The organism is Collinsella intestinalis DSM 13280 (assembly GCF_000156175.1).
GTDB lineage: Bacteria > Actinomycetota > Coriobacteriia > Coriobacteriales > Coriobacteriaceae > Collinsella > Collinsella intestinalis.
The window spans coordinates 1,215,380-1,241,737 of sequence record NZ_GG692710.1; the positions used below are offsets into that span (position 1 = coordinate 1,215,380).

22 protein-coding genes and 2 tRNA genes are annotated in these 26,358 nt (G+C 59.8%); 4 read left to right on the plus strand and 20 right to left on the minus strand.

Features of this window, described 5'->3' with window-relative positions:
* Positions 1–255 precede the first annotated feature (255 nt).
* A complete protein-coding gene (locus tag COLINT_RS05515) occupies positions 256–1,950 on the minus strand; it encodes a phospho-sugar mutase (protein WP_006723443.1) in 1,695 nt (564 codons plus the stop codon).
* Positions 1,951–2,286: 336 nt separating this feature from the next.
* Between COLINT_RS05515 and COLINT_RS05520 the strand changes: the two genes are divergently transcribed.
* Entirely contained in the window at positions 2,287–3,153 is an 867-nt protein-coding gene (locus COLINT_RS05520; protein ID WP_006723449.1) for a PfkB family carbohydrate kinase, read from the plus strand.
* 95 nt (positions 3,154–3,248) lie between these two features.
* Here the strand turns inward: COLINT_RS05520 and COLINT_RS05525 are convergent, their stop codons facing one another.
* The 10 genes from COLINT_RS05525 to COLINT_RS05570 form a co-directional block, all read right to left on the minus strand.
* A complete protein-coding gene (locus tag COLINT_RS05525) occupies positions 3,249–4,130 on the minus strand; it encodes a hypothetical protein (RefSeq protein WP_006723450.1) in 882 nt (293 codons plus the stop codon).
* 3 nt (positions 4,131–4,133) lie between these two features.
* The gene (locus COLINT_RS05530) at positions 4,134–5,906 is read right to left on the minus strand and encodes an ABC transporter ATP-binding protein (RefSeq protein WP_039910389.1); all 1,773 of its coding nucleotides are present in this window, start codon (positions 5,904–5,906) and stop codon (positions 4,134–4,136) included.
* A 144-nt stretch (positions 5,907–6,050) separates the two neighbouring features.
* Entirely contained in the window at positions 6,051–6,725 is a 675-nt protein-coding gene (locus COLINT_RS05535) for an NUDIX domain-containing protein (protein WP_006723452.1), read from the minus strand.
* 170 nt (positions 6,726–6,895) lie between these two features.
* On the minus strand, positions 6,896–8,203 hold the full coding sequence (purD, locus tag COLINT_RS05540) for a phosphoribosylamine--glycine ligase (protein ID WP_006723453.1): 1,308 nt from the start codon (positions 8,201–8,203) through the stop codon (positions 6,896–6,898).
* 57 nt (positions 8,204–8,260) lie between these two features.
* Positions 8,261–9,553: an adenylosuccinate synthase gene (locus tag COLINT_RS05545; RefSeq protein ID WP_006723454.1), complete on the minus strand. Its 1,293-nt coding sequence runs from the start codon at positions 9,551–9,553 to the stop codon at positions 8,261–8,263.
* Positions 9,554–9,682: 129 nt separating this feature from the next.
* Positions 9,683–11,080, minus strand: a complete 1,398-nt coding sequence (gene dnaB / locus COLINT_RS05550; protein WP_006723455.1) for a replicative DNA helicase — start codon at positions 11,078–11,080, stop codon at positions 9,683–9,685.
* A gap of 1,149 nt (positions 11,081–12,229) precedes the next feature.
* Complete coding sequence (locus COLINT_RS05555; RefSeq protein WP_006723457.1) at positions 12,230–13,084, minus strand: PTS system mannose/fructose/sorbose family transporter subunit IID; 855 nt, start codon at positions 13,082–13,084, stop codon at positions 12,230–12,232.
* Positions 13,084–13,833: a PTS mannose/fructose/sorbose/N-acetylgalactosamine transporter subunit IIC gene (locus tag COLINT_RS05560; RefSeq protein ID WP_006723458.1), complete on the minus strand. Its 750-nt coding sequence runs from the start codon at positions 13,831–13,833 to the stop codon at positions 13,084–13,086. Before COLINT_RS05560 ends, COLINT_RS05555 begins: the two co-directional genes overlap by 1 nt.
* Positions 13,834–13,870: 37 nt before the next feature.
* Positions 13,871–14,341 (minus strand): PTS sugar transporter subunit IIB, encoded by a 471-nt coding sequence (locus COLINT_RS05565; RefSeq protein WP_006723459.1) that lies wholly within the window; start codon positions 14,339–14,341, stop codon positions 13,871–13,873.
* The gene (locus COLINT_RS05570; RefSeq protein WP_006723460.1) at positions 14,341–15,357 is read right to left on the minus strand and encodes an SIS domain-containing protein; all 1,017 of its coding nucleotides are present in this window, start codon (positions 15,355–15,357) and stop codon (positions 14,341–14,343) included. Before COLINT_RS05570 ends, COLINT_RS05565 begins: the two co-directional genes overlap by 1 nt.
* Before the next feature lie 198 nt (positions 15,358–15,555).
* Between COLINT_RS05570 and COLINT_RS05575 the strand changes: the two genes are divergently transcribed.
* Complete coding sequence (locus tag COLINT_RS05575) at positions 15,556–16,293, plus strand: GntR family transcriptional regulator (RefSeq protein WP_039910390.1); 738 nt, start codon at positions 15,556–15,558, stop codon at positions 16,291–16,293.
* Positions 16,294–16,301: 8 nt separating this feature from the next.
* Positions 16,302–16,997, plus strand: a complete 696-nt coding sequence (locus COLINT_RS05580; protein ID WP_006723462.1) for a GntR family transcriptional regulator — start codon at positions 16,302–16,304, stop codon at positions 16,995–16,997.
* 713 nt (positions 16,998–17,710) lie between these two features.
* Here the strand turns inward: COLINT_RS05580 and rplI are convergent.
* The 7 genes from rplI to COLINT_RS05615 all read right to left on the minus strand — a co-directional run bounded on the left by rplI (position 17,711) and on the right by COLINT_RS05615 (position 21,496).
* A complete protein-coding gene (gene rplI, locus COLINT_RS05585) occupies positions 17,711–18,238 on the minus strand; it encodes a 50S ribosomal protein L9 (protein WP_006723463.1) in 528 nt (175 codons plus the stop codon).
* An 11-nt stretch (positions 18,239–18,249) separates the two neighbouring features.
* A complete protein-coding gene (rpsR, locus tag COLINT_RS05590) occupies positions 18,250–18,516 on the minus strand; it encodes a 30S ribosomal protein S18 (protein ID WP_006723464.1) in 267 nt (88 codons plus the stop codon).
* A gap of 59 nt (positions 18,517–18,575) precedes the next feature.
* The gene (locus tag COLINT_RS05595) at positions 18,576–19,055 is read right to left on the minus strand and encodes a single-stranded DNA-binding protein (RefSeq protein ID WP_006723465.1); all 480 of its coding nucleotides are present in this window, start codon (positions 19,053–19,055) and stop codon (positions 18,576–18,578) included.
* A gap of 53 nt (positions 19,056–19,108) precedes the next feature.
* Positions 19,109–19,402, minus strand: a complete 294-nt coding sequence (gene rpsF / locus COLINT_RS05600; protein ID WP_006723466.1) for a 30S ribosomal protein S6 — start codon at positions 19,400–19,402, stop codon at positions 19,109–19,111.
* Positions 19,403–19,777: 375 nt separating this feature from the next.
* Positions 19,778–20,986, minus strand: a complete 1,209-nt coding sequence (locus tag COLINT_RS05605; protein WP_006723467.1) for a DUF4013 domain-containing protein — start codon at positions 20,984–20,986, stop codon at positions 19,778–19,780.
* 275 nt (positions 20,987–21,261) lie between these two features.
* Positions 21,262–21,352: transfer RNA gene (locus COLINT_RS05610), tRNA-Ser, on the minus strand.
* Positions 21,353–21,405: 53 nt separating this feature from the next.
* Positions 21,406–21,496, minus strand: a tRNA-Ser gene (locus tag COLINT_RS05615).
* Between the two features lie 139 nt (positions 21,497–21,635).
* Between COLINT_RS05615 and COLINT_RS05620 the strand changes: the two genes are divergently transcribed.
* The gene (locus tag COLINT_RS05620) at positions 21,636–22,490 is read left to right on the plus strand and encodes a trimeric intracellular cation channel family protein (RefSeq protein ID WP_006723468.1); all 855 of its coding nucleotides are present in this window, start codon (positions 21,636–21,638) and stop codon (positions 22,488–22,490) included.
* A 68-nt stretch (positions 22,491–22,558) separates the two neighbouring features.
* Here the strand turns inward: COLINT_RS05620 and COLINT_RS08180 are convergent, their stop codons facing one another.
* Positions 22,559–24,997 (minus strand): InlB B-repeat-containing protein, encoded by a 2,439-nt coding sequence (locus COLINT_RS08180; RefSeq protein WP_006723469.1) that lies wholly within the window; start codon positions 24,995–24,997, stop codon positions 22,559–22,561.
* Between the two features lie 242 nt (positions 24,998–25,239).
* Entirely contained in the window at positions 25,240–26,331 is a 1,092-nt protein-coding gene (locus COLINT_RS05630) for an LPXTG cell wall anchor domain-containing protein (protein WP_006723470.1), read from the minus strand.
* Positions 26,332–26,358: the final 27 nt, after the last annotated feature.

Consider the following 26,358-nt stretch of genomic DNA (forward strand, 5'->3'; position numbering starts at 1 on the left):
TGCAATTCGCCCCGGCTACTCACCGAATCGCAAAATCAATACGAAAAACCTCATCGAGCTCGCGCCCCACGCACCTCGAGCCCCCATCCTGCCCTCGATCGCAGCAGAACTTCAAAAAAACGGGCCGCCCGCATCTGCGAGCGGCCCGCCTTCGGCCTCGGGGGACATGCAAAACACACCCGCCCCTAATTACACACGGCTGCCTTGCTCCGTGGACCTCAATTTAAGGACTGTCCCCAAATTGATGCTGGAACGCTAGGACAGCAGCTTGCGGCCATCCTCCTCGATGGCGTCGATGAGCGCATCAGCGGCAGCCGCGTCCTCGCCCTTGGCAAAGATGTACAGCTTGATCTTGGGCTCGGTGCCGGAAGGACGCACGATGGCCTTGTTCCCGCCCTCAAGATCGAACTCGATAACGTCGGCCTTGGGCAGACCATTCACGCATGTGGCGTAATCCACCACGGCCTCGACCTTGGCGCCGGCGATCTCGGCAGGGGCCTCGGCGCGCAGACCGGCCATGATGCCGGCCATCTTGGCGGCACCATCGGCGCCGGGGTAGCTCAGCGAGACGGTCTTGTTGTGATAGAAGCCGTGCTTCTCGTACAGGGCACGCATGGCCTGGACCAGGTTCTTGCCCTGCAGCTTGTAGTACTGAGCCATCTGGCAGATGAGCATGGAGGCGTTGACGGCGTCCTTGTCGCGCACGTGGTCGCCGGAGAGATAGCCGTAGCTCTCCTCAAAGCCAAAGATGAAGCGGTCGACCTCGCCGGCGTCGGACAGACCGGTGATGATATCGCCGATGTACTTGAAGCCCGTGAGGCAGCGACGCAGTTCGAACCCGTACTCCTCGGCCAGGGCATCCACCATGGCGGAGGACACAATGGTGGTGACGGCAACCTTACGGGACAGGTCCTCCCCGCGCTGGGCGCGCATCTTGCAGATGTAGTCGAGCAGCAGAACGCCCATCTCGTTACCGGTCAGCTGCGTGTAATCGTCGCCGTCGGCGCAGGCAACGCCCACGCGGTCGGCATCCGGGTCGGTCGCGAGCAGCAGGTCGGGCTTGACCTCCTGGCACAGGTCGATGCCCTTCTGCATGGCCTCGCGGATCTCGGGGTTGGGATACGGGCAGGTCGGGAAGTCGCCGTCCGGGTCGCGCTGCTCGGGAACCACGGTGATGTCGGTCACGCCCACCTTGTTGAGGACGGTAGTGACCGGGATCAGGCCGGTACCGTTGAGCGGGGTGTAGACGAGCTTGAGCGGAGCGTTGGCGATCTGCTCGTCGGTGAGGTTGTTCACCGACTTATCGGCCACGGCGTCGTAATAGGCGTCGAGGACCTCGTCGCCGATCCACTTGACCAGGCCCTGCTCCACAGCCTCATCGAAATCCATGGTCTTGACGTCGCGGAACGGGTCGCAGGCGTTCATGGCCGCGGAGATGGCGTCGGCCGCCTCGCTCGTGATCTGGCAGCCATCCGGGCCGTATGCCTTGTAGCCGTTATAGGCGGCCGGATTGTGGCTCGCGGTCATGCAGATACCGCCGGAGCACTCGAGGTAGCGCGTGGCCCACGAGAGCGTAGGCACGGGAGAGATCTTGGGATACACGTACGAGGTCACGCCGTTGGCAGCCAGGATCGCCGCAGTGGTCTTGACGAACAGCTCGCCGTTGTTGCGACTGTCGCGCGCAATGGCCACGGTGGGGCTCTCGAAGTGCTTTACCAGGTAATCGGCGAAGCCCTGCGTAGCGCGACCGACAGTGTAAATGTTCATGCGGTTGGTGCCGGCGCCGAGCGTGCCGCGCAGACCAGCGGTGCCGAACGCGAGCTCCTGGAAGAACGCGTCGGTGATCGCCTCCTCGTCGCCCGCCTCCTTCATGGCCTTGAGCTCCGCAAGGAGCTCCTCATCTTTCACATTCTCGATCCAAACGGAGAGAAGCTCGTGCACATCTGCCATGGTGAAACCCTTCCCGATGTTGATTACGGTGCGGGAGCGCCGTCAGCGTACGAGCGCGCCGCACCTGCATAATACGCCCTCGAACGGCCTTCGCGACCAAATTCCCGTCTCATCTCAGGATTATTCGGCGAGGGGTTAGAAAGTCTCAATTGGGGACAGGCACCAATTGCAACATTTTGCCTACCGATTCGCCGGCGCCAGGCACCGCCAGCGGCCCCGCGTCTGCACACGGGCGCAATTTGCGCCCGTCTCCAATTGCGCGATCGCATACGCCGCAACCGGTGCTACCCTGTACCCGTACGCTGGTCCATAAGTCCGCGGAAAGGAAACCGAATCATGACCAAGCTTTATCAGCGCGAAGGCGCGTACATCCCGCGCGTCGCGGCCGTCCACGACATGTGCGGCTACGGCAAATGCTCCCTCGGCGTGGCGATACCCGTCCTCAGCGCCGCCGGCGTGGATGTCTGCCCCGTTCCCACGGCCCTCTTCAGCGCCCACACCAAATTCCCCGTCTTCCACATGCACGACACCACTTGCATGCTCGAGGCTTACCTCGACGCTTGGCGTGAGGAGAACGTCGATCTCGACGGCGTGTATTCCGGCTTCCTCGGTTCGGCCGAACAGGTCGCCGTCATCCAGCGCCTCTATCGCGAATATCCCAACGCCCTTCGCATCGTCGATCCCGTCATGGGCGACGGCGGCGTGAAGTATCCCACCTACACCGACGAGCTGTGCGAGGCCATGGCAGCCCTCGTCGACGGCGCCGACGTGCTCACTCCCAACCTCACCGAGGCCTTCATCCTCACCGGCATCCCCTACGAGGGCCAGGACGTCTCCGTCGAATTCGTCCAGAAGAATGCCAATGCCCTCCTCGACATGGGTGCAAAGACGGTCGTCATCAAGGGCATCGTCCACGGTGATGAGCCCATCATCCGCAACTACCTCGCCAGCGCCGCCGAAGGTGGCCAGGTCGAGGAGGTCTCCAGCGAGCTGCTCCCCTACATGTTGCACGGCACGGGCGACCTGTTCGCCAGCGCCCTCACCGCTGCGATCTACACCGGCCGCACCACGCGCGAAGCGGTTGATTTTGCCGGCGAGCTCGTGCGCGACGCCATGCGCATCACCCGCGAGCAGCCTGATTTCGAGATGCGCGGCGTATCCTTCGAGCCCACGCTCGGCAAGGTTGCCGCACTGCTGGCTTAAGCCACACGGGGTGCGCGGCCTTTCCATTTCCCCGAACGCAAAAGGGCATCGACCTCGAGTCGATGCCCTTTCTCATAATCTGTGCGGCAGCCCGGCTATTCAGAGAACAGTGCGGCCTCCTCTTCACGCATCCGCAGGTCCTCGTCGATCTCGGCCTGCGTGGCGCCCGGGTCTTCGGCCAGCGAGCTCACCGAGTTCACCTGCTTTTGAATCGCCTCGGCAAGATCGTCATCCATGCCGATGATCTTGAGCTCCCAATCGATGTTGGACGGCGTGGCGGACTGCGTCTTGGTCCATACGAAAGTGAGCATCGCTCGACGGGCCCCGCGCGCCGGCAAGAAGCCGAACAGGCTGTCGTGCTGGAACGCGCCGTTATCGTCCACAAGGGCGTACACGTTGTAGACCACTCGATTGATCTTCTCGTTGAGCAGGGCGTTCGTCGCCAAAGCTGAGGCCTGGATCTGCGAGTTGGACAGGAGCTCGAGCTCGTTGCGCGAATCGCTGTCGACCACGGAAACCTCGATCGTCCCCGTCTTCTCGCTCGCCTCGTTCACCGTGAACTCACGCGGGAACTGCGTGAAACCGTTGCCCCACTCCACGCCGGAGTCCATCGCGTGCGACACCGTCTCGGCGTTCGCGCGGTCGGACAGGTTGGCGGTGTTGAGGCGGCGACTCACACCGTAGACGATCTGCATGCCGAGAACGAACACGAACACGCCCATGATCACCAGCACGGCCGTGCGAGAGATGGTCTTGCTCACCTGCGAGCCCGAGGGGTCATCATCGGAAAGCGGGTCGATCGCGGCGCGCTGCGCCTCTTTCTTCGCCGCCCTCTTCTTCGCCCTTCGGCTGCCAAAGATGCCGCGAGAGAACTGTTCGCACCCGGGGGCATCGTCGGGGTCGAGCACGCCCGACGCGTCGAGCTCGGCGAACAGATCGCGCGCCTCTTCCGGTGTCATTTTGTGCTTTTTGCCCATCGCCTACCTCACGTCACGCGCTCGCGCGCCCTCGAACTGCATTCGATAGTACCGAGCATACGTGCCGCCACGAGCGAGAAGCTCTTCATGGGTGCCGCGCTCCACAACGCGACCACGCTCCACCGTCGCGATCTCGTCGGCGTTTTTGATGGTTGAGAGCCTGTGGGCGATGATGATCGTGGTGCGGTCGGCGGCGAGGCGCTCGAGCGATTCCTGCACCGCCTCCTCGCTCTCGTTGTCCAGCGCCGAGGTGGCCTCGTCCAGGATCAAGATCGCCGGATCCTTGAGGAAGACGCGGGCGATCGCCACGCGCTGCTTCTGTCCACCGGACAGGCGGCTGCCGCGCTCGCCCACCACGGTATCGTAGCCTTCGGGCAAGCTCGCAATGAAGTCGTGGATGTTCGCCTTGCGGGCGGCGTCTTCGATCTCGGCGTTCATGGCCCCTGGACGGCCGTAGGCGATGTTGTCGCGCAGGGTGCCGTCGAACAGGTAAACATCCTGCTGCACCAGACCGATCGCGCTGCGCAGGCTGTGCTGCGTGACATCGCGCACATCCTGGCCGTCGATGGTAATCGAACCGCTCGCGACATCGTAGAAGCGCGGAAGCAGCGCACAGGTCGTCGACTTGCCGCCACCGGAGGGACCCACCAGCGCGATCGTCTCGCCAGGTTTGATGGAGAGGTTCATGTGGTCGATCACCGGATGCACCTCGGCACCCGCCTCGGCCGCCTCGCCCTGCTCGTAGGAGAAGCACACGTCGCGGTACTCGATCGCGCCCTCCGTCACCTCGAGCGCGCGTGCGCCGGGCTTGTCTTGAATGTCGGGCGCGGTGGCAAGCACCTCGTCCATACGGCGAAATCCCGCAATGGCCTTTTGGAACATCTCCGTTGAGTTCACGAGCGTCTCGATGGGCCCGGTGAACAAGCTGATGTACAGGGCGAACGTGGCCATATCGACGGCCGTCATCTGACCTTGCGCCACCAGGTAACCGCCGAAGAGCACGATAGTGATGTAGTGCATCGCCGTCATGACGGCGCTGGTCGCCTGATAACTGCCCATCACCTTGTACTGCGCGACCTTCGAATCGAGGTATCGGCCGTTCGCCACGCGGAACTTCGCACGCTCTGTCTCCTCGTTCGCAAAGGACTTCACCACGCGCATACCCGCCAGGGAGTCCTGAAGCTGCGAATTCACCTCGGAGATCTTGGTGCGGTTATCGGCAAACACGCTGCGCATGTGCAGGTTCTGTTGAACCATAAGCGCCACGAACACAACCGTGACCAGCGTGAGAGCGCCCGCGAGCTCAGGCGAGATGGTGAAGAGGATGGCCAGGGCGCCGATGATCTTGATGCCGCAGATGATGATCCATTCAGGCAGGTGATGCGCACCCTCGCAAATGTCGAAGAGGTCGTTGACCACGCGGCTCATCATGTCGCCCGAGTTATGGGCGTCAAAGTAGGCGAAGCTGAAGCGCTCGTACTGGTCGAACAGGTCCTCGCGCATGCGCGACTCCATGCGAGCACCCATGATGTGCCCCTGTGCGGAGACGAAATAAATGCATGCCGTACGGACGATATAGAGCCCCACGAGCCCGAGCCCCAGGAACAGAAGCCCGTCCATGATGGCCGCAGCGCCCTCGGTGAACAACCCACCCGTCAGCGCGCGCAGGATAATCGGAAACGCCAGGTCGATCCCCGCATACGTCAACGCGCAGACCGTGTCGGCGATAAACAGCCCCTTCTCGGGCCCGTAATACGAAATGAAGCGTTTAAACATAGGCATCTTTCCTGCAACAGAATTCATTTGCGAGCATATCGGCTCATGTGAGGTAGGCCCCGAGAGGGGTCAAGGGTTTGGGCGATTCCGCAGGAACGAGGACCAGCCCAAACCCTTGACCCCTCTCGGGGCCGGCGGGACGAATTAGAGCCTATGCGAGATCGCATCGCAGGCAAGCGCTCCCACAACGGTCTTGGCATCCTCGATCTTGCCGTCGAGCACCGCATCGATCAGCTCGGCCAACGGCACCAGATCCACATTCACAAACTCATCGTCGTCGGGATTCGCGCCGCTGAAGGTGAGACCCGTCGCCATGTAGATATGGATGACCTCGTCGCAAAAACCGGGAGTCGTGGCGATGGTGGTGAGGTACTGGATGCGGCCAGCGGAGAACCCGGTCTCCTCGAGCAGCTCGCGCTTGGCGCAATCGAGCGGGTCCTCGCCCGGATCGAGCTTGCCCGCGGGAATCTCCACGGTCACGCGGTCGATCGCGGTGCGGTACTGACGCACGAGGACGATCTTGCCCGTCTCCGTCAGCGCGACCACGGCGGCTGCGCCGGGGTGGCGCACCAGGTCGCGGCTAGTCACGCGGCCATTCGGCAGCTCGACCTGCGCGCTGCGCACATCGAGGAACTTGCCGTGCCATGCCTGCTCTTCCGAGATGATGTGCTCGTGAAGCCCGGCGTCGCGCGGATCGTCGTCACCCAAGACGAGGGCCTGCTCGACCTCCTCGACCGGCTGCTCCCCCTCAATGACCTCGGCCTCCCCTGCGGGTCGCTCGTTCTCGATGACCTCGGCCTCGAATTCCTCGTTATCCATGGCTCTCTCCCTGCCCGCGCATACATGCGCGTTGAAATATGGGGTAGGAATGCCAAAAACCCGCCGGAAAATCCAAGCGTTTTTCGACATTCCTACCCTCTAAACCAGCATTCGCACAGTCCCCGGCGTCGGCGCGTGAAACCTCTGCGCGGGCGCGGAGCAACCGCGTTTTACGCGTCCCAAGCGTCGCGGCCGCGAAGGGCGCGCAGGCCGATATCACGGCGAAGGGTCTTGCCCTCAAAGGCGATCTTCTCGCACGCGGCGTATGCCAGGTCGCGAGCGGCCTCGAAGGTCTCGCCGAGCGCAGTCACGTCGAGCACGCGGCCGCCGGAGGTGACGAGCTCGCCCTCCTCGTTCACGGCGGTGCCGGCGTGGTACACGGTCACGTTCTCCATGGCCGCAGCATCCTCGACACCGGTAATGACCTTGCCCTTCTCATACGAACCCGGGTAACCGGCGCTCGTAAGTACCACGGACACGGCCCACTCGTCGCACCACTCAAGCTCGACCTCGTCCAGACGCTGCTCGGCGCAGGCGAGCATAACCTCGACCAGGTCGCTCTTCAGGCGAGGCATCAGCACCTCGGTCTCGGGGTCGCCAAAACGGGCGTTGTACTCGATGACCTTGGGGCCCTCAGGCGTGAGCATGAAGCCGCCGTACAGGCAGCCGCGGAAATCGATGCCTTCGCGATTGGCGGCGGCGATGGTCTCGTCCAGGATGCGGCACATCTCTGCGTGCTCCTCGTCCGTGACAATCGGCACGGGGCTGTACACGCCCATGCCACCCGTGTTGGGACCGAGGTCGCCCTCGAGGGCGCGCTTGTGGTCCTGGGAGGTCGCCATGGGGCGGACGGTCTTGCCGTCCGTGAAGGCGAGCAGCGTGCACTCAGGACCGGTCAGCATCTCCTCAATCACCACGGTGCTGCCCGCAGCGCCAAACGCACCGTCAAAGCACTCGTGCACGGCCTGCAGGGCCTCGTCGAGAGTAAGGGCCACCACAACGCCCTTACCAGCGGCCAGGCCATCGGCCTTCACAACCACGGGGGCGCCCTGCTCGCGAACGTAAGCGAGGGCGGACTCCTCGTCGGCGAAGGAACCGTAGGCTGCGGTGGGAATGCCGGCACGGGCCATGAGTTCCTTGGAGAAACGCTTGGAACCCTCGAGCTGCGCGCCCGCGGCACCCGGGCCAAAGCACGGGATACCGGCCTCGCGCACGGCGTCGGCCACGCCCTTCACGAGCGGGGCCTCGGGGCCGATTACAACCAGGCCGCAGCCGGTCTCACGGGCAAAATCCGCAACCGCAGACGGATCCTCGGCGTCGAGGGCGACGTTCTCGCCCAACTCGAGCGTGCCGCCGTTGCCCGGGGCGATGTAGAGCGTGCCGCAGCGCGGGGACTCGGCGAGCTTGGCAGCCAGGGCGTGCTCGCGACCGCCGCTACCCAGCAGCAGGATGTCGATGGTGTTCTCGGGTGCGCTCATGCGTCCTCCTCTAGAGCAAGGCGCCGCCCAACCGGACGGCGCGCTGACTTGGCTGAATTACTTATTCCAGTCGCGAACGATCGTCTGCTCGCGGTCGGGGCCCACGGCCACGAAGCTCACCTTGCAGCCCGCCAGGTTTTCCACGTAGGTCACGTAGTCCTGGGCGGCCTGGGGCAGCTCCTCGAACGTGCGGCACCCGGTGATGTCGCACTTCCAGCCGGGCAGCTCCTCGTACACGGGCACCGCATGGGCGAACGCCGCGGTGTGCTCGGGCACGCTGGTGTAGCGCACGCCATCGCAGTCGTAGGCAACGCACACCTTGATGGTGTCGAACTCGGAAAGCACGTCGAGCTTGGTGAGCGCGATGTCGGTCAGGCCGTTCACGCGGGTGGCGTAGCGGGCGATCACGCCGTCGAACCAACCGCAACGGCGACGGCGGCCGGTGGTCACGCCGTACTCGTGGCCGACCTCGGTGAGGGTGCGGCCCTCGTCGCTCGTCTCATAGTCGAGCTCGGTCGGCATGGGGCCGGAGCCCACGCGCGTGATGTAGGCCTTCATGATGCCCAGAACGCGGTCGATGTTCTTCATACCCACACCAGAACCGGTCACGGCGCCGCCGGCGGTGCAGTTGGAAGAAGTCACGAACGGGTAGGTGCCATGGTCGATATCGAGCAGCGTCGCCTGGGCGCCCTCGAACAGGATCTCCTTGCCCTCCTCCACGAGGTTGTTGAGCAAAAGACCCGTCTCGCAGATATAGGGGCGCAGACGCTCGGCCATGGGCAGATAGGTCTCGCAGATCTGGTCCACAGTGTAAGCGGGCATATCGAAGATGCGCTCGAGCTGCGGGTTCACACGGGCGAGGGCGATCTCGAGCTTCTCGCGGAGGGTCGCCTCATCCATGAGGTCCTGCATGCGGATGCCGATGCGTGCCATCTTGTCCTGGTAGCAAGGGCCGATGCCACGCTTGGTGGTGCCAATGTTGTTCTTGCCGAGCAGCTCCTCGTACGCGCCGTCGAGATCGACGTGGTAGGGCATGATCACATGGGCGTTGCCGGAGACCTTGAGGTTGGCGGTGGAGATGCCGTCGCCCTCGAACATGTCGATCTCCTCAAGCAGGACGGCGGGATTGACCACGCAGCCGTTGCCGATCACCGACACGCAGTCGGGGTACATGATGCCCGAGGGAACCTGGTGCAGGCCGTACTTCTTATCACCCACCACGATGGTATGCCCGGCGTTGTTACCGCCCTGGTAGCGGACGACGCAGTCAAACTCGGGTGCGATCAGGTCGCAGATCTTGCCCTTGCCCTCGTCGCCCCACTGGGTACCCACCAACACTGTTGACGGCATGGCCACTCCTCAATTCAATCGCCCGGGCACATCGACCCGGACAGGTCTTCGAACATATCGGACGAGCGTCCGACCGCGGGGTCAAACGGCCCAGCCCTCACATTATAGGCGCGAAGCGCCTACCTCGCATTACTCAACCGCGTGTTCGTCAATCTCATAGAACTTGGTCGAGGCGGGCAGGAACATCAGGTCCACGTCGCCAACCGGGCCCGAACGGTTCTTGGCGAGGATCACGCGCGTGATGCCAAAGTCCGGTCGGTCATCGCGCTCGGCCTCCGACTCGGTGCTCGAACGGTCGAGCAGCATGATGATGTCGGCATCCTGCTCGATGGAGCCCGATTCACGCAGGTCGCTCATCTGCGGGCGCTTGCCGGTACGGCCCTCGAGCGAACGGTTCAACTGGGAGAGCATGATGACCGGCACGCCGAGCTCCTTGGCCATGATCTTGAGGCCACGGCTCATCTCAGAAACCTCGACGGCGCGGTTGCCGTTGTAGTTCTTGCCCGCAGGCGGGTTCACGAGCTGCAGGTAGTCGAGAATGATGACGGCCTTCTCCTTGTTGTGGAGCATGCGGCGCGCCTTGGCGCGGATCTCGGTGACCGTCGTGCCCGGGGTGTCGTCGATCAAGATATCCAGACGCCCCAGCTCGTTGATGGCCTCGTTGATGTTGGCCCACTCCTCGGGCGAGATGCGGCCCGTGCGGAAGTTGGACATGTTCACCATGGCCTGGGCGCAGATGAAGCGCTGCGCGATTTCCTTGCCGGACATCTCCAGGGAGAAGAAGCCCACCGTGTACCCGTCCGCGGCGGCGTTAAGAGCCAGGTTCAAAGCGAACGAGGTCTTACCAACGGCAGGGCGAGCGCCGATAACGACAAGCTGGCCCTCGCGCAGACCCATGAGCATGCGGTCGAGCGTCGGATAGCCCGTGGGCGCACCATGGACGTCGCCGCCAGCCCGCGCAACCTCCTCAGCCTCCTGATACGCCTCGGCCATAAAGTCGCCAAGTTCGCGATAGGAGCTCTTCACCTCTCGCGCCGTGACGGAAAGCAGCATGGACTCGGCGCGCTCAATGACCTCTTTCGTGTCGATCGGGGCGTCGTAGGCCAAAGCGCTAATCTGATTGGTCGCCCCGATGATCTCACGCAGCATGGCGTCACGACGGACGATGCCGGCATGATGCTGCCAGTTGGCGAGCGCGAGAGTATTCCCCATGAGCTCGAGGACATACGCCTCCCCGCCCACGGCCTCGAGCTTGTCGATGGAGTTCAGATAGTCGATGAGGGAGATGGAGTCGATCGGAATCGAGCTCTCGTACATCGCGCTCATGGCGACGAAAATCGTCTTGTGTGACGGGCGATAGAAGTCATCGGGCATGAGCTCGACGAGGGCCTCCTCGACAACCTCGCCCGAGAGCAGCATGGCGGACAGAACCTTCGCCTCGGCATCGATGTTGTTGGGCAGTCCCTTCAGGGCACCGCGGTCAATCGAGGCAGAAGGCTCCCACCCAAAATCATCAGCTCCGCTCATCGCACTCCTTTCCTAGCCTCATGGCGCACGCACGCCGCATGGCGCGTTCACCGGGTCCTGGGACACACAATGGTAGGGCATCTGAGACCGAGTTCCCAGCGTCACGACCCCAGGTAGACCGTTTTATCGACGAGAGGCCCAACCCGTTCCAGCTGTTGATAACTCACCGTCTTGAGCTGGGGACAATACGGTTATCAACGTTTTCAACAATGTGGATGACTCGTGAGATTGAAGTTATCCACAGAAATGGGCATGACCTGCGGGTTTGCAACGAACGTCCAGCGCTTACTTTCCCTTAATGCAGTGTTTACCTGCATGTTTGGCATTTTCGCAGGTAGATGCCTATATAGAGATCGAGTGTCATGTCCTGGGCGATTTCGGGGCAAAGCTGAAGTCACCTGCCTTTCGGCTCGGACAAACTCGCTTATCTGGGTTTTCGACTGTTATCGCAATCACAGTCTGTGGATTTCTCAATATCTGCCGACATGCACCCAACCCACCACCAACGTTTCCCACGAAACCGCCGCGGCGCCCCCTTCTCGAACATAAAATGCACTTTAGCCCAGAACAAGCAAATCCACCCCCTCCAACCAGCAGAAACAGATTCCGATCCTCCTCGCAGCATCACCTCAGGTTTAATCTGTCACTGATGCCCAAATATGCCGCGCGGGCGCCGGACGCGCATTCGAACCTCTCACCACGTGCTGCGCAGTGGACCTTCTACCGCGCGCGGCTTTCCGTATGGTCTTTCGGCGGCCATGCCCACTTCGTTTACGGGCAGAGCGCCATCTGCTTGTGCCCACAGCCGCTGGCCGCGCGAAAGAACGCCTTTCGACGGATTCCCAACTCTCGGAAACAACGATGATCTTTGAGCGTCTTGCAGCGTAACCCCATCGCTCAACCGCCCATGTCTCCAACTGTGCGCAAATACGACGCCACTTCCTCCCGGCACCTCATCGAAGTCAGAAGAAGCGAACCGCCGGACGAACCGCCCCCTCTAAACGCACGACGGCCCTGCGCAAGCCGAAACTAAACCCCACCTTCAGGTTACGGGACATAGAAAACCTCCCATTTCCTGATGTCCAGAAAATGGGAGGCGATTCACCCATGAGAGGTGCATCCGTTTAAACTGGGAAACCTGGGCGGAATTTAGAAGATGCCCACGATGCAACCGAGAACGCTCAGCGCGAAAATTCCCAAGACAATATAAATGGTCTTCACATTCTTATTGAACAGCCACACGCAGACAAACGTCGCAGCAAGAGGAAGCAGGCCTGGGAAAATCTGGTCGAAAATTGACTGCAGCGCCGTCTCGGTGCCACCCAGGGTAAAGGTAAGCGTGGTGGACAAAGAAACCATGGTTGCAATCATAGCGCCAATCACGGTCATGCCCAAAATGGATGCGCCATACGACAGGCGCTCCATCAAGTGCTCCTCTTCTGACTTCTCCAAAAACTGCGCGCCCAGCTTGTAGCCGAACTTGCCAGCAAGAATCTTCGTGATGAAGTGAATAGCGGTGTAGAGAGCAAAGTACAAAAGACTGCCCATAATATTGCCGGTTGAGGCAAGGCCGATGCCAATGCCTGCCGCGATTACCCGAAAGGTCCCCCAGAAGAACGAGTCACCTATACCCGAGAGGGGCCCCATAAGACCGACCTTCAGGTTATTTATGGCCTTAACATCGAAATTGGGATTCGCCGCCGCCTCCTCTTCCATGGCAACCGCAAGAGTCATTACAAATGGAGAGACGTGCGGGGTGATGTTGAACGTCTCGGTATGCCGCTCGAGGGCGGCATAGAAATCGTCATCATTGGGATAAATGCGGCGAAGCGGCTTTTCCAGCGCGTACGCAAAGCCATAGGCCATCATCTTATCAAATGACCAAGACCCCTGAATCGTAAATGAGCGCCAAAAAATGCTGCGATATTCTGCAGGCGTCATGCCGCAGGCCGGCTTCTTCTCCTCAGCGGATGGGTCCATCGCTCGAGTCAACTCTTCGGTCATTAGAAGTCCTCCTCTTCATCAAACTTCATGTTAGAGACCGCGATGAGGGCAAAGCACAAACCCGCAACCGCCACACCGATAACGTCCATCTGAAGGTAAACGACAGCAATGAACCCTAGGAACAGATAGGGCAAGATCTTGTTGTTGGACATGATCTTGATAAGCAGGGCAAGGCCGACACACGACAGAACACCCGCAGCAACATTGAAGCCGTCTAGCACGACCTGCGGAATTGCGTTGAGAGCAGAATTTATTCCGTCGGCTCCGAAGTAGAGCGAAGCAAACACAAGAAGCGCGGAGGGAAGGCCGAGGGAAAGCGGCACCACTGCCAGGTGGAGCAAGTTGGCCTTTTTGAGATTGCGGGCCTCAATTGCGGCCTGAATCTGCGCTCCAGCCCAGCTGCCCGGAACTGCATAGCAGAAGTTGCGCCACATTTGAAGGAACACAGACAGGGGCAGCGCCAGGGCAACAGCAGAGCCTGCGCCCGTGCCCGCATTGATGGCAATCGCGATGCTCAGCGTGCTCGATGCGTAAACCTCAGGCGGCACCGCACTGCCGACCATAATCGACCCCATGAACATTGCTTCAAGGGCAGCACCCACTGTAACACCGGTGGCCACATCACCCATGATGGCACCAACCAGCATGCCGGTAAACAACGGGCGCGCCATCATACTGGCGCCGAACAACTGCTCGTCTACCGACGCGAGAAACGCGACAATTGCCACGAGGGTAGCTTGGATAAGCATAAAAGTCACCTCTTGCAGTAAAACATTACGTACATTGCTAGATGAGCGTCTCTACAGGGACATTCGCTTCGGTGGGAACTGCCTGACATCCCACTTCCACACCGCGAGCAAGCAGCTCCTTAATCGCCGCAATCTCCTCATCACTTGCATATACCGAGGGCGTGAGCTGACGCCTACCCTCGAGATTCTTCATGTTGCCCAAGTTCACGCTCTCAACAACCGACGACCCTTCTGCAATGCGGAGAGCATCGACAACGCTATCCACCACAACGAGCATTTTGTACTTATCGGTTTTGCCGGAGTTCAGCGCATCAATGGCGTCTTCCACATTTTTCGAAACAAACTTCACGCCCGCAGGCACAGCCATCTTTAACGTGGTGAGGCGGAGCTTATCGTTGCGCACCGCGTCGTTGACAACAAAAATGCAATCGGCGTTAAGGGAGTTCGTCCACGCGAGCGCGACCTGACCGTGAACCAGACGTTCATCAACTCGAAGAAGCTTGATCATTAGTACTCAACCACCCGATAATAGCGGCGGATATCGAGATCGTGGTCACGCACGATCGAGAAGTGGGTGCTCACGCGCTCCAACATTGCCGACATAACGAGCGGCGAGACGAGCGGGCGAATCTTCGGGTCAATGCCATCGAGCTCAAAGGCCTTAGTATCCCAAACCTGCACCTTATCGGTGTGCTGGCGCACAAAGCGCTCCACACGATCGACCAACGGACGGGTCTCGTCCTCGCCCTTAAAAAGCATGAAGCTCATATCCGGATCGGTCATCTCAATGGTGCCGTGGAAGAACTCTGCAGCATGGATGGACTTCGTTGCGATCCATTGCATCTCCTCGAGCACGCACATGGCGAAACAGTACGTCTCGCCCCAAACGTTACCGGAGCCGACACACATGTGAAATGGCGTGTCCTTATGAGCAGTAGCGAAGGCGAGCGCCGTCTCATCTTGCTGCTCGCGCACGGCCTGAAGCACTTCCGGCATCTTGCGAAGCGCCGAGACAAACTCATCGTACTCCGGGAACTCACCGTTATTCCTCATGAAGCGTGCTGCGATGGCGAAATACTGAATGTAGATTTCCTCAACGAGGTTATCATTCGATGCATTGGGGTTCTCAAATACATAGTCAGCGCATTCGGCAAGCGGACACCCATCTTCACCCACCAGAGCGATAACCTTTGCACCTACAGACTGTGCGTACCGTGCGGCCTCAATAGTCTCGGTAGTAGTTCCAGAAAGCGATGCAGTGATCACCACCGAGTCGGCATTGAGCGACAGCGGCTTGGCCTTGATGAGCTCGGCAGCAATCTCCCAATTCCACGGGATGGTGGAGTGCGTTTTGAGCAGATAGGTCACAGGGCTCGCCATAGAATACGTGCCGCCAGAACCCATAAGATACAGATTCTTGTATCCCTGATCACAAATTTCATCCACTGCCTTGTTGATTTCTTCAATATTCGAAACGGCCTTTCCCAGCACCTCTCGATAGACAGCCTCGTCGTAACCGACCATGATTCTTCCTTCCTCTCGCCCTTCCTTATGGGCACCAACAGTCTCGTGTTGCAACCACTTGGTAGTATAGATATACCTATTTACATCTCAATGCAACCACTTAGTTGTTTTGGAATACCATTTCTGCCGTGAACGGTCGTTTTCCTTCGGCATTTGGTATATTCATAATGTCAAGTGGTCGAGATGAATAGCGCTTCGATGAAACTTACCCACCAAATCGCCCATAAAGTCCAAAACCGAATCGCTTCCGGGAAATACCCCTGCGGTTCACGCATCCCCTCCGAGCGAATCCTTGCTGATGAGTTCGGCGTTAACCGCGCCACCGTCCGTGCCGCCATTGAGCTTCTCGTTTCATCCGGGAGGCTTAAACGCGTTCAGGGCAAAGGAACCTTCGTCATGAACACCGATGTGGATGATGCATCCATCCACTTTAAAGGCATGAGCGAACTGTTACAACGAGCTGGATATGAGCCTTCTTCAAACATCCTGCGCACCCAAATTCGGCCCTCCGGCTACCGGCTTTCCCGCATCTTCGGCATCGACGAGAATGCTGAGGTGTTCCAAATCACTCGCCTGCGCTCCGGCAACTCTCGGCCCATCTCAGTTGAGAACACCTTCACTCTCCCCTCCCTAATCAACGACATTGAACAGGTCGATTTCCAGGTTTATTCGCTATATGATGCTTTCCGTATGAACCACGTTTCGATTACACGTATCGATCAGAAGCTTTCAAGCTCTCGCGCGCGCCAGAGCATTGCGCGCGCCCTGGACACCGAAGACGGATCAGCGATTATGCTCATTCAGATTACCGCCCACAATCAAAACGATCGCGTTGTCGAGTTTACTGACGTCACGGTGCTTCCTGATTTTTGCAGATACTACACCGACGCCATCATCAACAACGGCGTATATTCTATTAACTTCCAGGGCGTCTAGGAGCACGCATGCCCAAATTGTTCAATCTGCTCTCAAGTGATGTAGAGGAATACGTTCTTCAATACATCGACGAGCATCATTTAGAAGCGGGTGATCGGCTTCCAACCGAGCGCGCACTTGCGGAAGAGCTCGGCATCACCCGCTCATCACTGCGAAGTGGGCTCCAAGCCCTAGTTGACCAAGGGGTTATCTTCAGTAAACAGGGAAGCGGTTCGTACCTCTGCCAACCGAAGGCAATTCGAACGTTAGCAACTTACTGCTTTCCTCATGCAGACAAGGCATTTGCAAACGCATGTTATACCGCCAGAGCGCTCCGAGATCTCCCTGTCGATTTGCGCTGGCTAACTGACCACCTGTCACTTGGCATTGAGAGCGACGTGGCAAAAACGGATTTGTTTCTGGAGAGCATCAACAACAACATCGTCTCGCTCACCGCAAACGTGCTATCGACACATGCGTGCATGCTGTATTCTGACCTATTCAAATCGACCCATGTTCCACGAGAGCTTACACAGACTCAAAAGGTTCGAATATTCGACAGGCCGAGTGAGTCCATCTCGCATTTACTCAAAACGCATGCATCCGATACATTGCTCGTTTTGCAGAACAACATTTACCTTGGGGAACGAAAGATCGCACTCTCATACTCAATATGCGTGGGCACAAGAGTGTCGCTTGTATCCACCACTGCATTACCGGAATAACAAGTGAATTGACCAAAAGTTGGGATAGCCCCCCATTAAAGAAACATCACTCTTTAGTCTGAAATCACCTGTACAACGTCCTCAATTCAAGCTAATCTCCTTCCTTTTATCGGAAATAAGAAAAAAGGCTTTCCAGACGACCCGATGAGCTGAGGGCATCCCTTAGACGCGCCAGACGTCTGCCCGAGGCGGGGCCACCTTCCAAGGTAGCCATCGTAGCGATTATGCGCCGAAAGCAAAGACCGTCTAGAAATCCCAAGCTATCCCAACAGCGTACTGGATGAAGATTCGCCACAAAGCTGGGGTGAACGCTACCGGCCCCAAACAGAACGAATGACAGACGCGGAGTCTGCACCCGAATCCCGATACGAACCGGCAGCACCCGTAAATCGGATAACCCTACGTCCAAAGAAGACCGAGGTTGCAACGCGGATCGTATTCAGGGAGGGACGCCTCATGTCGACAGCCGCACGGTCAGACAGACAATCATCGCCCGAAGACGGCCTTGTTCACAAACGGGCTCATCCGAACTTCCAAACGATCGGAAGGTGCCCGTCCACCCACTTCAACCCTTGGAACCAAAGAAGCATCACAAATAAAGGGACTGACCCCGGGAGATTCCGGAATCAGTCCCCATGATCAGCCGATTCAAGAACCCCGGCGTTACTCAAATGGCACGGGGCTCATGAGTCGCGTAACTCGAAGCGAGTAAGCTACTCGGCAGCAGCCTCGGTCTCGACCTCGGCGGTCTCCTCAGCGGCGACCTCCTCAGCCTCGACGGTCTCCTCGGCCTGCTCCTCGACGCCCACCAGGACGACGATGGAAGCCTTGATCTCACGGTAGATGGAAATCTCCACCTCGTGGGAACCGGCGACCTTGATCGGCTTGCCAAGCTCAACGCGCTTGCGGTCGATCTCAACGTCGAGCTCGGCCTTGATCGCGTCGACGATCATGGCAGCGGTGACGGAGCCGAAGAGGACGCCCTCCTCGCCGACCTTGGCGTCGACGGCGACCTTCTGGCCGTCGAGCTTAGCCTTGAGAGCATTGGCGTCGGCCAGGCGGACAGCCTCACGCTTCTCGATGTTGTTGCGACGCTCCTCGAGCTGCTTCAGGTTGCCCTTGGTAGCAGCAACGGCGAGCTTCTGCGGAATCAGGTAGTTCTCGGCGTAACCCTGAGCGACGTCGATGACGTCACCCTCGCCGCCCTTGCCCTTGATCTCACCAAGCAGAACAACTTTCATGGGTACCCTCCCTACTTCTTCTCGCGAGGACCGCGGGTGGACACCACGGGCACGGCATACGGCAGAAGAGCCATCTCGCGGGCACGCTTGATAGCGTTCGCGATGTCGTGCTGATGCTGCGTGCAGGCGCCAGTGACGCGACGCGGCTTAATCTTGCCGCGATCGGTCATGTACTTGCGAAGGAGCTGAGTATCCTTGTAGTCGATGAACTCAGTGTTCTCCTTGCAGAACTGGCAGTACTTGCGACGCGGCTGACGGGCAGAATAATCATTAGCCATGTCTCAATACCTTTCGTGACGACGGTTCGAGCGAACTCTCACCGTCAATTACACATCCCTTAGAACGGGATGTCCTCATCGTAGACGTCGACCGCAGGGGGAACCGGAGCCGCCATGGGCGCCGGAGCCTGCTGCGGAGCGGGCGCGGGGGCGTAGCCGCCCTGCTGGCCGTAGGACGGGGCGGGGGCGTAGCCGCCTGCCTCACCCTGCTGGCCGCGGGACATGAACTCGATCTCATCGACGATGACCTCGAGCTTGCTGCGGCGTTGGCCGTCACGCTCCCAGGAGCTATAACGGAGCTTGCCCTCGATAGCGACCTTCGACCCCTTCGAGAGATAGCGGCTCACGGCCTCCGCACGGGTGCCGAACATCGTGCAGTCCACGAAGTTCGGGTAGTCCTCCCACTCGCCCGTCTGAGGATTGCGACGACGGTCGTTGACCGCCACGCCGAAGCTCAGGACCTGGGTGCCGCTCGCAGTGGCGCGCAGCTCGGGATCGCGGGTGAGATTACCGGAAATGTTGACTCGATTGATGCTCATACGTGTTCACTACCTCTCACGCGGCGTTAATGGGCCGCATCCATACAAATGACCTACTCCTGGTCGTCGCGACGGACGATCATGTGGCGGATCACGGCGTCGGTAATACGAAGCACGCGATCGAGCTCCGCGATGGAAGCCGGGTCTGCATGGAAGTTGATGAGGGTGTAGTCACCTTCGGTGAGCTTGTCGATCTCGTAAGCGAGCTTGCGCTTGCCCCACTCGTCGACGTTGTCGACCTTACCATTGCCCTCGGCGATCGTGTTGTCGATGCGCTTCATCACGGCGAGACGAGTCTCGGGATCGAGGCTGGGGTCAACGAAGAACAGCAGTTCATAAGCCTTCATGTGGTCACCTCCTCTGGACAAACGGCTTCGGGTCGTGAAGGTGCGCCCGAAGCAGGAAAAGACGTGCTAACTATAGCCGAGTCCGCACATCTTGCAAGGTGTCCGCTGCCGCACCCCATGACCTCCACATTTTCGAGCACTTCTGCCAGATACCCAAGCATGCGATCCGCCACGTGATAAGCATGACACGCCGCCCAGACACAAAATCGCTCCCCATCGCACTGTGTCTTCTTCGATATCTGGCCTTCGTCCTCCCCCATCTGAAAGACTCAGCATGCGCACAACGCGGCCGAAAATCAAAATGTGCCCCAGCCGCGTTTCCCACAAACAAGAAACACAACTGGGGCACTATGGCAAACGAAGGCTATCCCGATCCTATTCCGCGATGGGACCGCCGTCCTCATCGCCGGGAGCATCATCGGTGCTGATCGGTCCGAGCGGAATGGGCTTCTTCTCAACATCCAAAGTGGCGTCGACCTGGGCCTCCTCAACAGTCTCAACTTGAGCCGTCGCGGAAGTCTTCGCCTCAGCCTCGGCAGAATCGGTGGGCTCGAGTGGCTCGACGGGGTCAGAAGAAGCAGCGGAGTCGACGGGCTCGACGGGCCGGGCGTCATCGGCGGGGGCAGAGGCTACAGAATCGGGCTCTCCAGCCGGCGAGGCCATAGGATCCACCGGTGCGGAGGCGTAAGCCGTGCGAGCTCCGTGGTGGGGAACATCGTCGGGCAGGGGGGCAGACGAGACACCCCAGCGGTTCACGTCAAAACGTGCGAACCACTGCCCCATCGCATTCACACTCACCAGGTTCATCGCCGTCGAAATCACATTGCCCACGAACAGCAGGGCCATCAAAAGCAGCACGAAGAGCAAAACCGGGCCGGCGCCCATGCGCAGAAGCTGGTCGGCCAGGAAGTGCCAGCCGGTCATATAGCCATCCGAAAGCCCAATCACGGCGGTGGCGCTCAGCAGGCCGCCCATCAGCACGAGCATGGCCACCATCGCCACAACGAACGCGTAGACCGAAGACGCCACGGCCCCGATGAGTGTCACCAGCAGGACCTTGCAAAAGCCGCCGAAGTCGCGGACGACCATCTGGAACAGTCGATCGAGACGCCATCCGGCAGAAAAGCTGTCGTACAACGTTCCGCGCAGCGCCGCCGCCTGCAAAAACGTACCGGCGAACACCATGATAACGAGGTCGAGCAGGAAGAACGTCGCCCCGGAAGCCAGGATGACCGAGTTCGCAAGACCGCTGCCGCCCATGGTCATCGCCATCAGCGCCGCAAGGGAACCGGGAAACAGAATTTGCAGGACCAGGCCACAGACAAAGGCCTGGGAAATCGTGACGAGGAAGGCGCGGGCGCCCGTGGAGATAACCTTGCCGTAGTCAACGCCGCGCTGCTTGGGGGCGGATTCCACGCCCCAGGCAGTGAGCCGCGCCCACTCGAGGCCATAGCCGAGCACGGCGATCTGACCCAATATCGGAATCCAGCTGACCAATGTCAGGACGAGTAGCGGTTTCACCCATCCCTTGTCGCGCGTGAGCATCCGCCACGACGACATGAAACCAACTTCACCAGTTTGCATGCGTGCCTCAATTCCTCAGTCTTCGCCATTTGCATGACTGAAGTGTATCCCGATGAACGTGGTAGTTTCACTTGCAACACCCATCATTAAGCACAGCTTAAGCCGCCCGCAAGAACCCCCTAAGAGTAATGTTCCCCGCGCAGACAGGGCCTGGGTCACAAGGCGAAATGCGCACCCTGATAAAACACCCGCCGGCGCCACAACTCCCGTTGGGCGTGACCCATGGTCGACATACAAAAAAACGAGCCACTCGGGCTCGTTAACGCGATGCATGATGGCGGAGGAGGAGGGATTCGAACCCTCGTACGGGGAGTACCCGTAAACGGTTTTCGAGACCGCCGCATTCAACCACTCTGCCACTCCTCCGTAGGATGTGAAAACGGCACGCTATCCAATTGGATGCGTGCCGCTGAAAGTTCTGGCGGAGAGTCAGGGATTTGAACCCTGGAGACGCTTTTGGCGCCTACACGATTTCCAATCGTGCTCCTTCGGCCACTCGGACAACTCTCCGTGAATGCAGGGGCTATTGTACCGTAAGTTAGGTGGGATGCAACAGTAATTCTTGGAAAAGGGGGCAAAATTGCTCTGCTCCCTCCACAACTGCCTCCGCTAAGATGGTTGAGCCAGTTCATTTTCCCAGGGAGGCACCGTGTTTCCGGCCGTACTCGCAGTCACGCAAAGCGCCGTCTCGGCTTCCGTCATTGCATCCGAAAGCGTCGCGATTCCACTCGCGTTCGAGCTGCTCGCTGTCGTCGTTGCAGCGGCGACGGGCGCGCTCACGGCTCGCGAGAACAAGCTCGACCTCGTCGGCGCCATCGGCCTGGCGGTGCTCGTCTCGCTCGGCGGCGGTCTCATCCGTGACGTGATCCTGCAGGAGGGCAACGTCTACATCCTCCGCCAGCCGCTTGCCCTGCCCGTCGCCATCGCAACCGCCGCGGCGGTGTTCACGTTCCCCGTTATGGTCGAAAAACCCGACCGCCTCGTGGCGATACTCGACATCTTCTCCGTCGGTCTGTTCGCCGTCATGGGCGCAGATAAGACGATGCTCTACGGCTATCCCGCCATCACCTGCGTCATGATGGGCTTTTTCACCGCCGTCGGCGGCGGTCTGCTGCGCGACGTCTGCCTCGCCCGCGTGCCCTATATCTTCCAACGCAGTAACCTGTACGCGATTGCGGCGATCGCAGGCGCACTCACCTACATCGTTCTCGTGCAATGCCTCGATATTTGGAACATCGCCGCGGCCATGATGAGCGTCGCCGTCACCATGGCCGTCCGTTGGTGGTCCATCCGCTACAACATCATGAGCCCCACTGAGGTCGATCTGCACAAGCTGCCCGAACCGGTCAAAAAGGTCGCCCGCCCGGTGGTTCGCCCCATGCGCAAGGCGGCTCAACATGTGAGCATCAAGACAAGCCAGGCTGCCGAGCAGGCCCGCCTGCGCAAAATCGAGCGTCAGCACAAGCGCGATCGCCAGCGGGAGACCCACCGCCATCGACGCTAGCCGGCAAAGAAAACGGGTCGCCGCCCGAAAGCGACGACCCGCAGCCGTTCAGCTATGCGCACCGAATACTAGTGCTTGCGACGCTTGGACGCAGCGGCCAGAGCAGCGACGCCGGAGATGCCGGCGGCTATCATCGGCAACATGGACGCATCGCCGGTCTTGGGGAGCTTGTTCGTGGGCTTGGCGGCCGGCTTGGCAGGCTCGTCCTTCACCCAACCGCCATACAGCGTGGTGTCGGCCGTGACGGCATCCTTCGCGAAGTCCCACTTCTCGGCAACAGTACCGTCAGCGTTCTTCACCTTGAACCAACCCAGGAACTTCCAACCCTTGAGGGTGGGGGCGGCGGGCTCCTCAAGCAGAGCCCCGTCCTTGACGACAACGGCAACAGGCTTGCCGGCGCCGGATTCAAAGGTCACTGTAAACTCCTTGGGGAGCTTAGCCAGAACAGTCTCCGCCTTGGTCATCGTTTTAGTGAGCTTGGCATCAGCGAAATAGGTGTTGCACGCTGCGCAGTACCAGTGCTCGACGACGCCCTCGGTGTCAACGGTCGCAGGCTTTGCCGGGACATGGGTTGCCTTGTGGCCGAGTTTGGCAATGACAAGCGCGTTGGGGTCGGTGACCGGAGTCTTCATACCCTCATCCAGGTACAGATCACCGCAGTCCTTGCACTTCCAGTGCGCTTTCGCACCGTCCTTGTCGCAGGTAGCGGGAACTTCAGCAACCTCGACGAGCACGTGCTTGTGCACACCGAAGCTTCCGTCGGGGTTCTTGTTCAGGCCGAAACCGGGGACGATGTAATCCTCGTTGGGAATGGCACCCTCGTACGTACCGCCGGAGACCTGCACGTTGTTCGACGTATTCTCCTTGCTATCGGTGAAGATGGCCTGCTGGCCGCCCGTGCTGATGAACGTTCCGCCGCTTACGACCACCTTGCCGTCCTCGAAGCCCTTGGCACCCATGAGGTTAAAGACACTACCCTTGGCGCCATCCGAAGGATCAATGGTGCCGCCAGTAATGGTCAGGTCGTTCCAGTTGAGGATGGCGGCGTTGGCGCCATTCTTCACCTCTCCACTCTTGATCACCATGACGCCATAAGAATCGTTCTTGATGTATTTACCGCCCTCAATAACACCGCCGTCAACCGTCAACCTTGCAACATAGCCGTCTTTCTCGGGCTTGCCGCTATACCAGCCGTTGTCGACAACGCTCGAGAATCCGGCAGGTTTGCCGTCCGCGAGGAGCAGCTCGACCCTGGAGCCAGCCTTGAGCGTCAAATCCCCGCGATTCAAAACGGTGTAATAGGAGTTTCCGTTGCCCGAATTGGGCTTAAGCGTACCCGCCTCGGCAGAGCGCTTGAACGTTCCGCCAGAAAGCACGGTAACGGACCCTTCCTCGGTTACCAAAGCGGCGCGCCCATGCGACACATTATCGACCACACCACCGCTGGCAGAATCCACAACCGTGAGCTCACCCTTGTTGGTGATGGTGTGCTTGCCGGCAACGTTGGTGATCTTGTGGCCAGCGAGGTCAAGGGTGATGGTCTTGTCCGCGGGAATGACAACGGATTCGGTCACGTCGGTCAGAAGCCGAACGGTCGCGCCGTCGGCGGCGGCCAGGGCGTCTGCGAGCTTCGCAAAGGTCGCAACGTCACCACTGGGCTTAACCACGGCCGCAACGGCCTTCTCACTCGGCTTGACGAGCGTGCCGCTCACCCACTCATGGCCACCGGGCGCAGCCAGCGCGACGGACGGGTCCTTAACGACCTTGATGGTCTCTGCGGATTCATCAATGCAAACAAGCGTGGCTTTGGAAAGGTTTCCGCCATTGATATTCAGGCCGATCGGGCCCTTGCCGGTCGCGCCACCGGAGACGCTCGTCTCGATAACGCCGACGATCTCACCCGCGCCTTTCTCGACCGTCACGACAACAGACTCGTAATCTGCGAAGCGACAAACATCGAATGCCGCCTTAGGGCCGGCCCCGCCGGCGTAAATGTTGGTACCGACGCCGATAGTCACGTTGCCATTGTTATTGGACAGCGTGTACGCGGTGTGCGGACCGCCCTTGAGCGTGACGCCTTCCAGCTTGAGATTGCTGTAGTTCTGAATAAGAATCTTTCCGCTCGCGCTTTCGGTGGTGATGACACCGTTCCGGAACGTCAAATTGCTACCCATGATCAGTTGGAATGCGTTGGTCTCGGTACCCGTCGAACCGACCGTGGGATCGGTCACCGTGTACGTGTGCCCGCCAAGGTCGAAGGTGAACTCCTGACCCCCGGCAACTTGAACGCCCGGTCCGGTCAGATCCTTCGTCAGCTTGATAGTACTGCCCTGTGGCTCCTTCTTGTCGACAATCGCCTTCACCGCTTCGGGCACCGAGGCGTACGCGCTGTCGCCAATCATGACGTCGCCCTCAGCCGCATGCGCGGCAGGCGCAAATCCTACGGCTGCGGCGATCATCACCGCGAGAAGCGATAGGATGCGTGGGGCCTTACTCCATTTTCTCATCGTTCGGTCCTTCCACTCGCTTGCTCGGCCTTCTGGCCGCTCAGAAACAAAATACCCCGTTGCAAACAAAGGAAATCCGACCCCTGAATGACCTATCGCCAATCGTCGCGTTTTGTCACCTGAACGGTGTGCTACCAGGCCTTTAACTGCTTGATATAGATGATGCCGAGAGCGGTACAACCACCCTCGGCATCACGCCTGGACCCATATCCGATTAACGAAGAGCATGACCTCTTGAAGATTTATTTCGACTTTCCCCGCATCTTGACCACGATGCCGGTAACGACGGCAATAGCTCCGATCACGCCCATGATCACGACCGGAATAGCGGAGTCATCACCCGTCTTCGGCAGAAGGTTCAACGGCGCAAGGACAACCTGCTGGGCAGTGGGAGACGTCGGCTGCATCGGGACGGCCGGCGCAGGCGCCTCAAGCTTCGGCAGCACCGTGTCGGCCTTCTCAATCACCTGCGCGAGGCCGGCATCGGCAAACACAAGGCCACAGCGGTCGCACTCCCAGTACTCGGTATTTCCCTCTGCCTGGGTCGTCGGCTCCACCGCGGGCACATGCTTGACCAGGTGCCCAGGATGCAAAATCACCTGCTCATCCAACCTGATCGTGTTGCGGCCCTCGGGATCGGAGAACGACAGCCCGCAGCCGTCGCAATGCCAGTACTCGGGACGCCCGTCCACCATGCAGGTCGCCGGCACCTCGGGCACAAAGGAAAGCGCATGCTTGTGCACGTCCATACCGCCGAGAACCTCGCCCTCGACCCTGACCCCGTCATGCGCGACGAACGTTCCTCCGTTTTGGATGACGGGGGTCGTAACGCCTTCCGCGCCTTTCACCGACCCACTCTCCATCACGACAGACGCTCCGGGTTCGATCACGAGTGCGGGAGTGCCGGGGGTCGGAGCAAAAAGCACGGCCGAATCGGTCGCCGAACCCTCAATGGTGAGCTTGGCGCCCGACTTGACGGTAATCGCCGGCTTGCCCGCCGTACCGTTCAGCCTGTGGGCGTACAAATCGATCGACAGCTCCTTACCCGCTGGAACCGTGATCGACTCCTCGACATTGTCTATCAGTACCGCGGTCCGGCCCTTAACCTCAGGATCGGTGCCAATGGCGTCGACGGCCTCCTGCAGCGTTTTGAAATTCCAGCCCGAAACCATGATGGGTCCGAGTTCAAAATCGGGGAAGAAATGCGTATCTTCGAGTGCCTGGGGATCAGCACCGGGCCCAGCCTGCCCGCCATCGGCATAAGCCGACGAGGGGAGCACAGACGGAGCGCACAGCGCACCGGCGAGGAGCACGAACGTTATCACCCGTGTCATTCTCGAAAACCTCAAGCTCGACTCCTT

Excerpts from the sequence above, each read along its gene's own strand:
- purD (WP_006723453.1), bottom strand. The coding sequence starts at position 8,203 with ATGAGCGCACCCGAGAACACCATCGACATCCTGCTGCTGGGTAGCGGC.
- rpsF (WP_006723466.1), bottom strand. The coding sequence starts at position 19,402 with ATGAAGGCTTATGAACTGCTGTTCTTCGTTGACCCCAGCCTCGATCCC.
- rplI (WP_006723463.1), bottom strand. The coding sequence starts at position 18,238 with ATGAAAGTTGTTCTGCTTGGTGAGATCAAGGGCAAGGGCGGCGAGGGT.
- COLINT_RS05605 (WP_006723467.1), bottom strand. The coding sequence starts at position 20,986 with ATGCAAACTGGTGAAGTTGGTTTCATGTCGTCGTGGCGGATGCTCACG.
- COLINT_RS08180 (WP_006723469.1), bottom strand. The coding sequence starts at position 24,997 with ATGAGAAAATGGAGTAAGGCCCCACGCATCCTATCGCTTCTCGCGGTG.
- COLINT_RS05525 (WP_006723450.1), bottom strand. The coding sequence starts at position 4,130 with ATGGGCAAAAAGCACAAAATGACACCGGAAGAGGCGCGCGATCTGTTC.
- COLINT_RS05570 (WP_006723460.1), bottom strand. The coding sequence starts at position 15,357 with ATGGTCGGTTACGACGAGGCTGTCTATCGAGAGGTGCTGGGAAAGGCC.
- COLINT_RS05630 (WP_006723470.1), bottom strand. The coding sequence starts at position 26,331 with ATGACACGGGTGATAACGTTCGTGCTCCTCGCCGGTGCGCTGTGCGCT.
- COLINT_RS05530 (WP_039910389.1), bottom strand. The coding sequence starts at position 5,906 with ATGTTTAAACGCTTCATTTCGTATTACGGGCCCGAGAAGGGGCTGTTT.
- COLINT_RS05555 (WP_006723457.1), bottom strand. The coding sequence starts at position 13,084 with ATGACCGAAGAGTTGACTCGAGCGATGGACCCATCCGCTGAGGAGAAG.
- COLINT_RS05565 (WP_006723459.1), bottom strand. The coding sequence starts at position 14,341 with ATGATCAAGCTTCTTCGAGTTGATGAACGTCTGGTTCACGGTCAGGTC.
- COLINT_RS05560 (WP_006723458.1), bottom strand. The coding sequence starts at position 13,833 with ATGCTTATCCAAGCTACCCTCGTGGCAATTGTCGCGTTTCTCGCGTCG.
- COLINT_RS05545 (WP_006723454.1), bottom strand. The coding sequence starts at position 9,553 with ATGCCGTCAACAGTGTTGGTGGGTACCCAGTGGGGCGACGAGGGCAAG.
- COLINT_RS05520 (WP_006723449.1), top strand. The coding sequence starts at position 2,287 with ATGACCAAGCTTTATCAGCGCGAAGGCGCGTACATCCCGCGCGTCGCG.
- dnaB (WP_006723455.1), bottom strand. The coding sequence starts at position 11,080 with ATGAGCGGAGCTGATGATTTTGGGTGGGAGCCTTCTGCCTCGATTGAC.
- rpsR (WP_006723464.1), bottom strand. The coding sequence starts at position 18,516 with ATGGCTAATGATTATTCTGCCCGTCAGCCGCGTCGCAAGTACTGCCAG.
- COLINT_RS05515 (WP_006723443.1), bottom strand. The coding sequence starts at position 1,950 with ATGGCAGATGTGCACGAGCTTCTCTCCGTTTGGATCGAGAATGTGAAA.
- COLINT_RS05595 (WP_006723465.1), bottom strand. The coding sequence starts at position 19,055 with ATGAGCATCAATCGAGTCAACATTTCCGGTAATCTCACCCGCGATCCC.
- COLINT_RS05575 (WP_039910390.1), top strand. The coding sequence starts at position 15,556 with ATGAAACTTACCCACCAAATCGCCCATAAAGTCCAAAACCGAATCGCT.
- COLINT_RS05580 (WP_006723462.1), top strand. The coding sequence starts at position 16,302 with ATGCCCAAATTGTTCAATCTGCTCTCAAGTGATGTAGAGGAATACGTT.
- COLINT_RS05535 (WP_006723452.1), bottom strand. The coding sequence starts at position 6,725 with ATGGATAACGAGGAATTCGAGGCCGAGGTCATCGAGAACGAGCGACCC.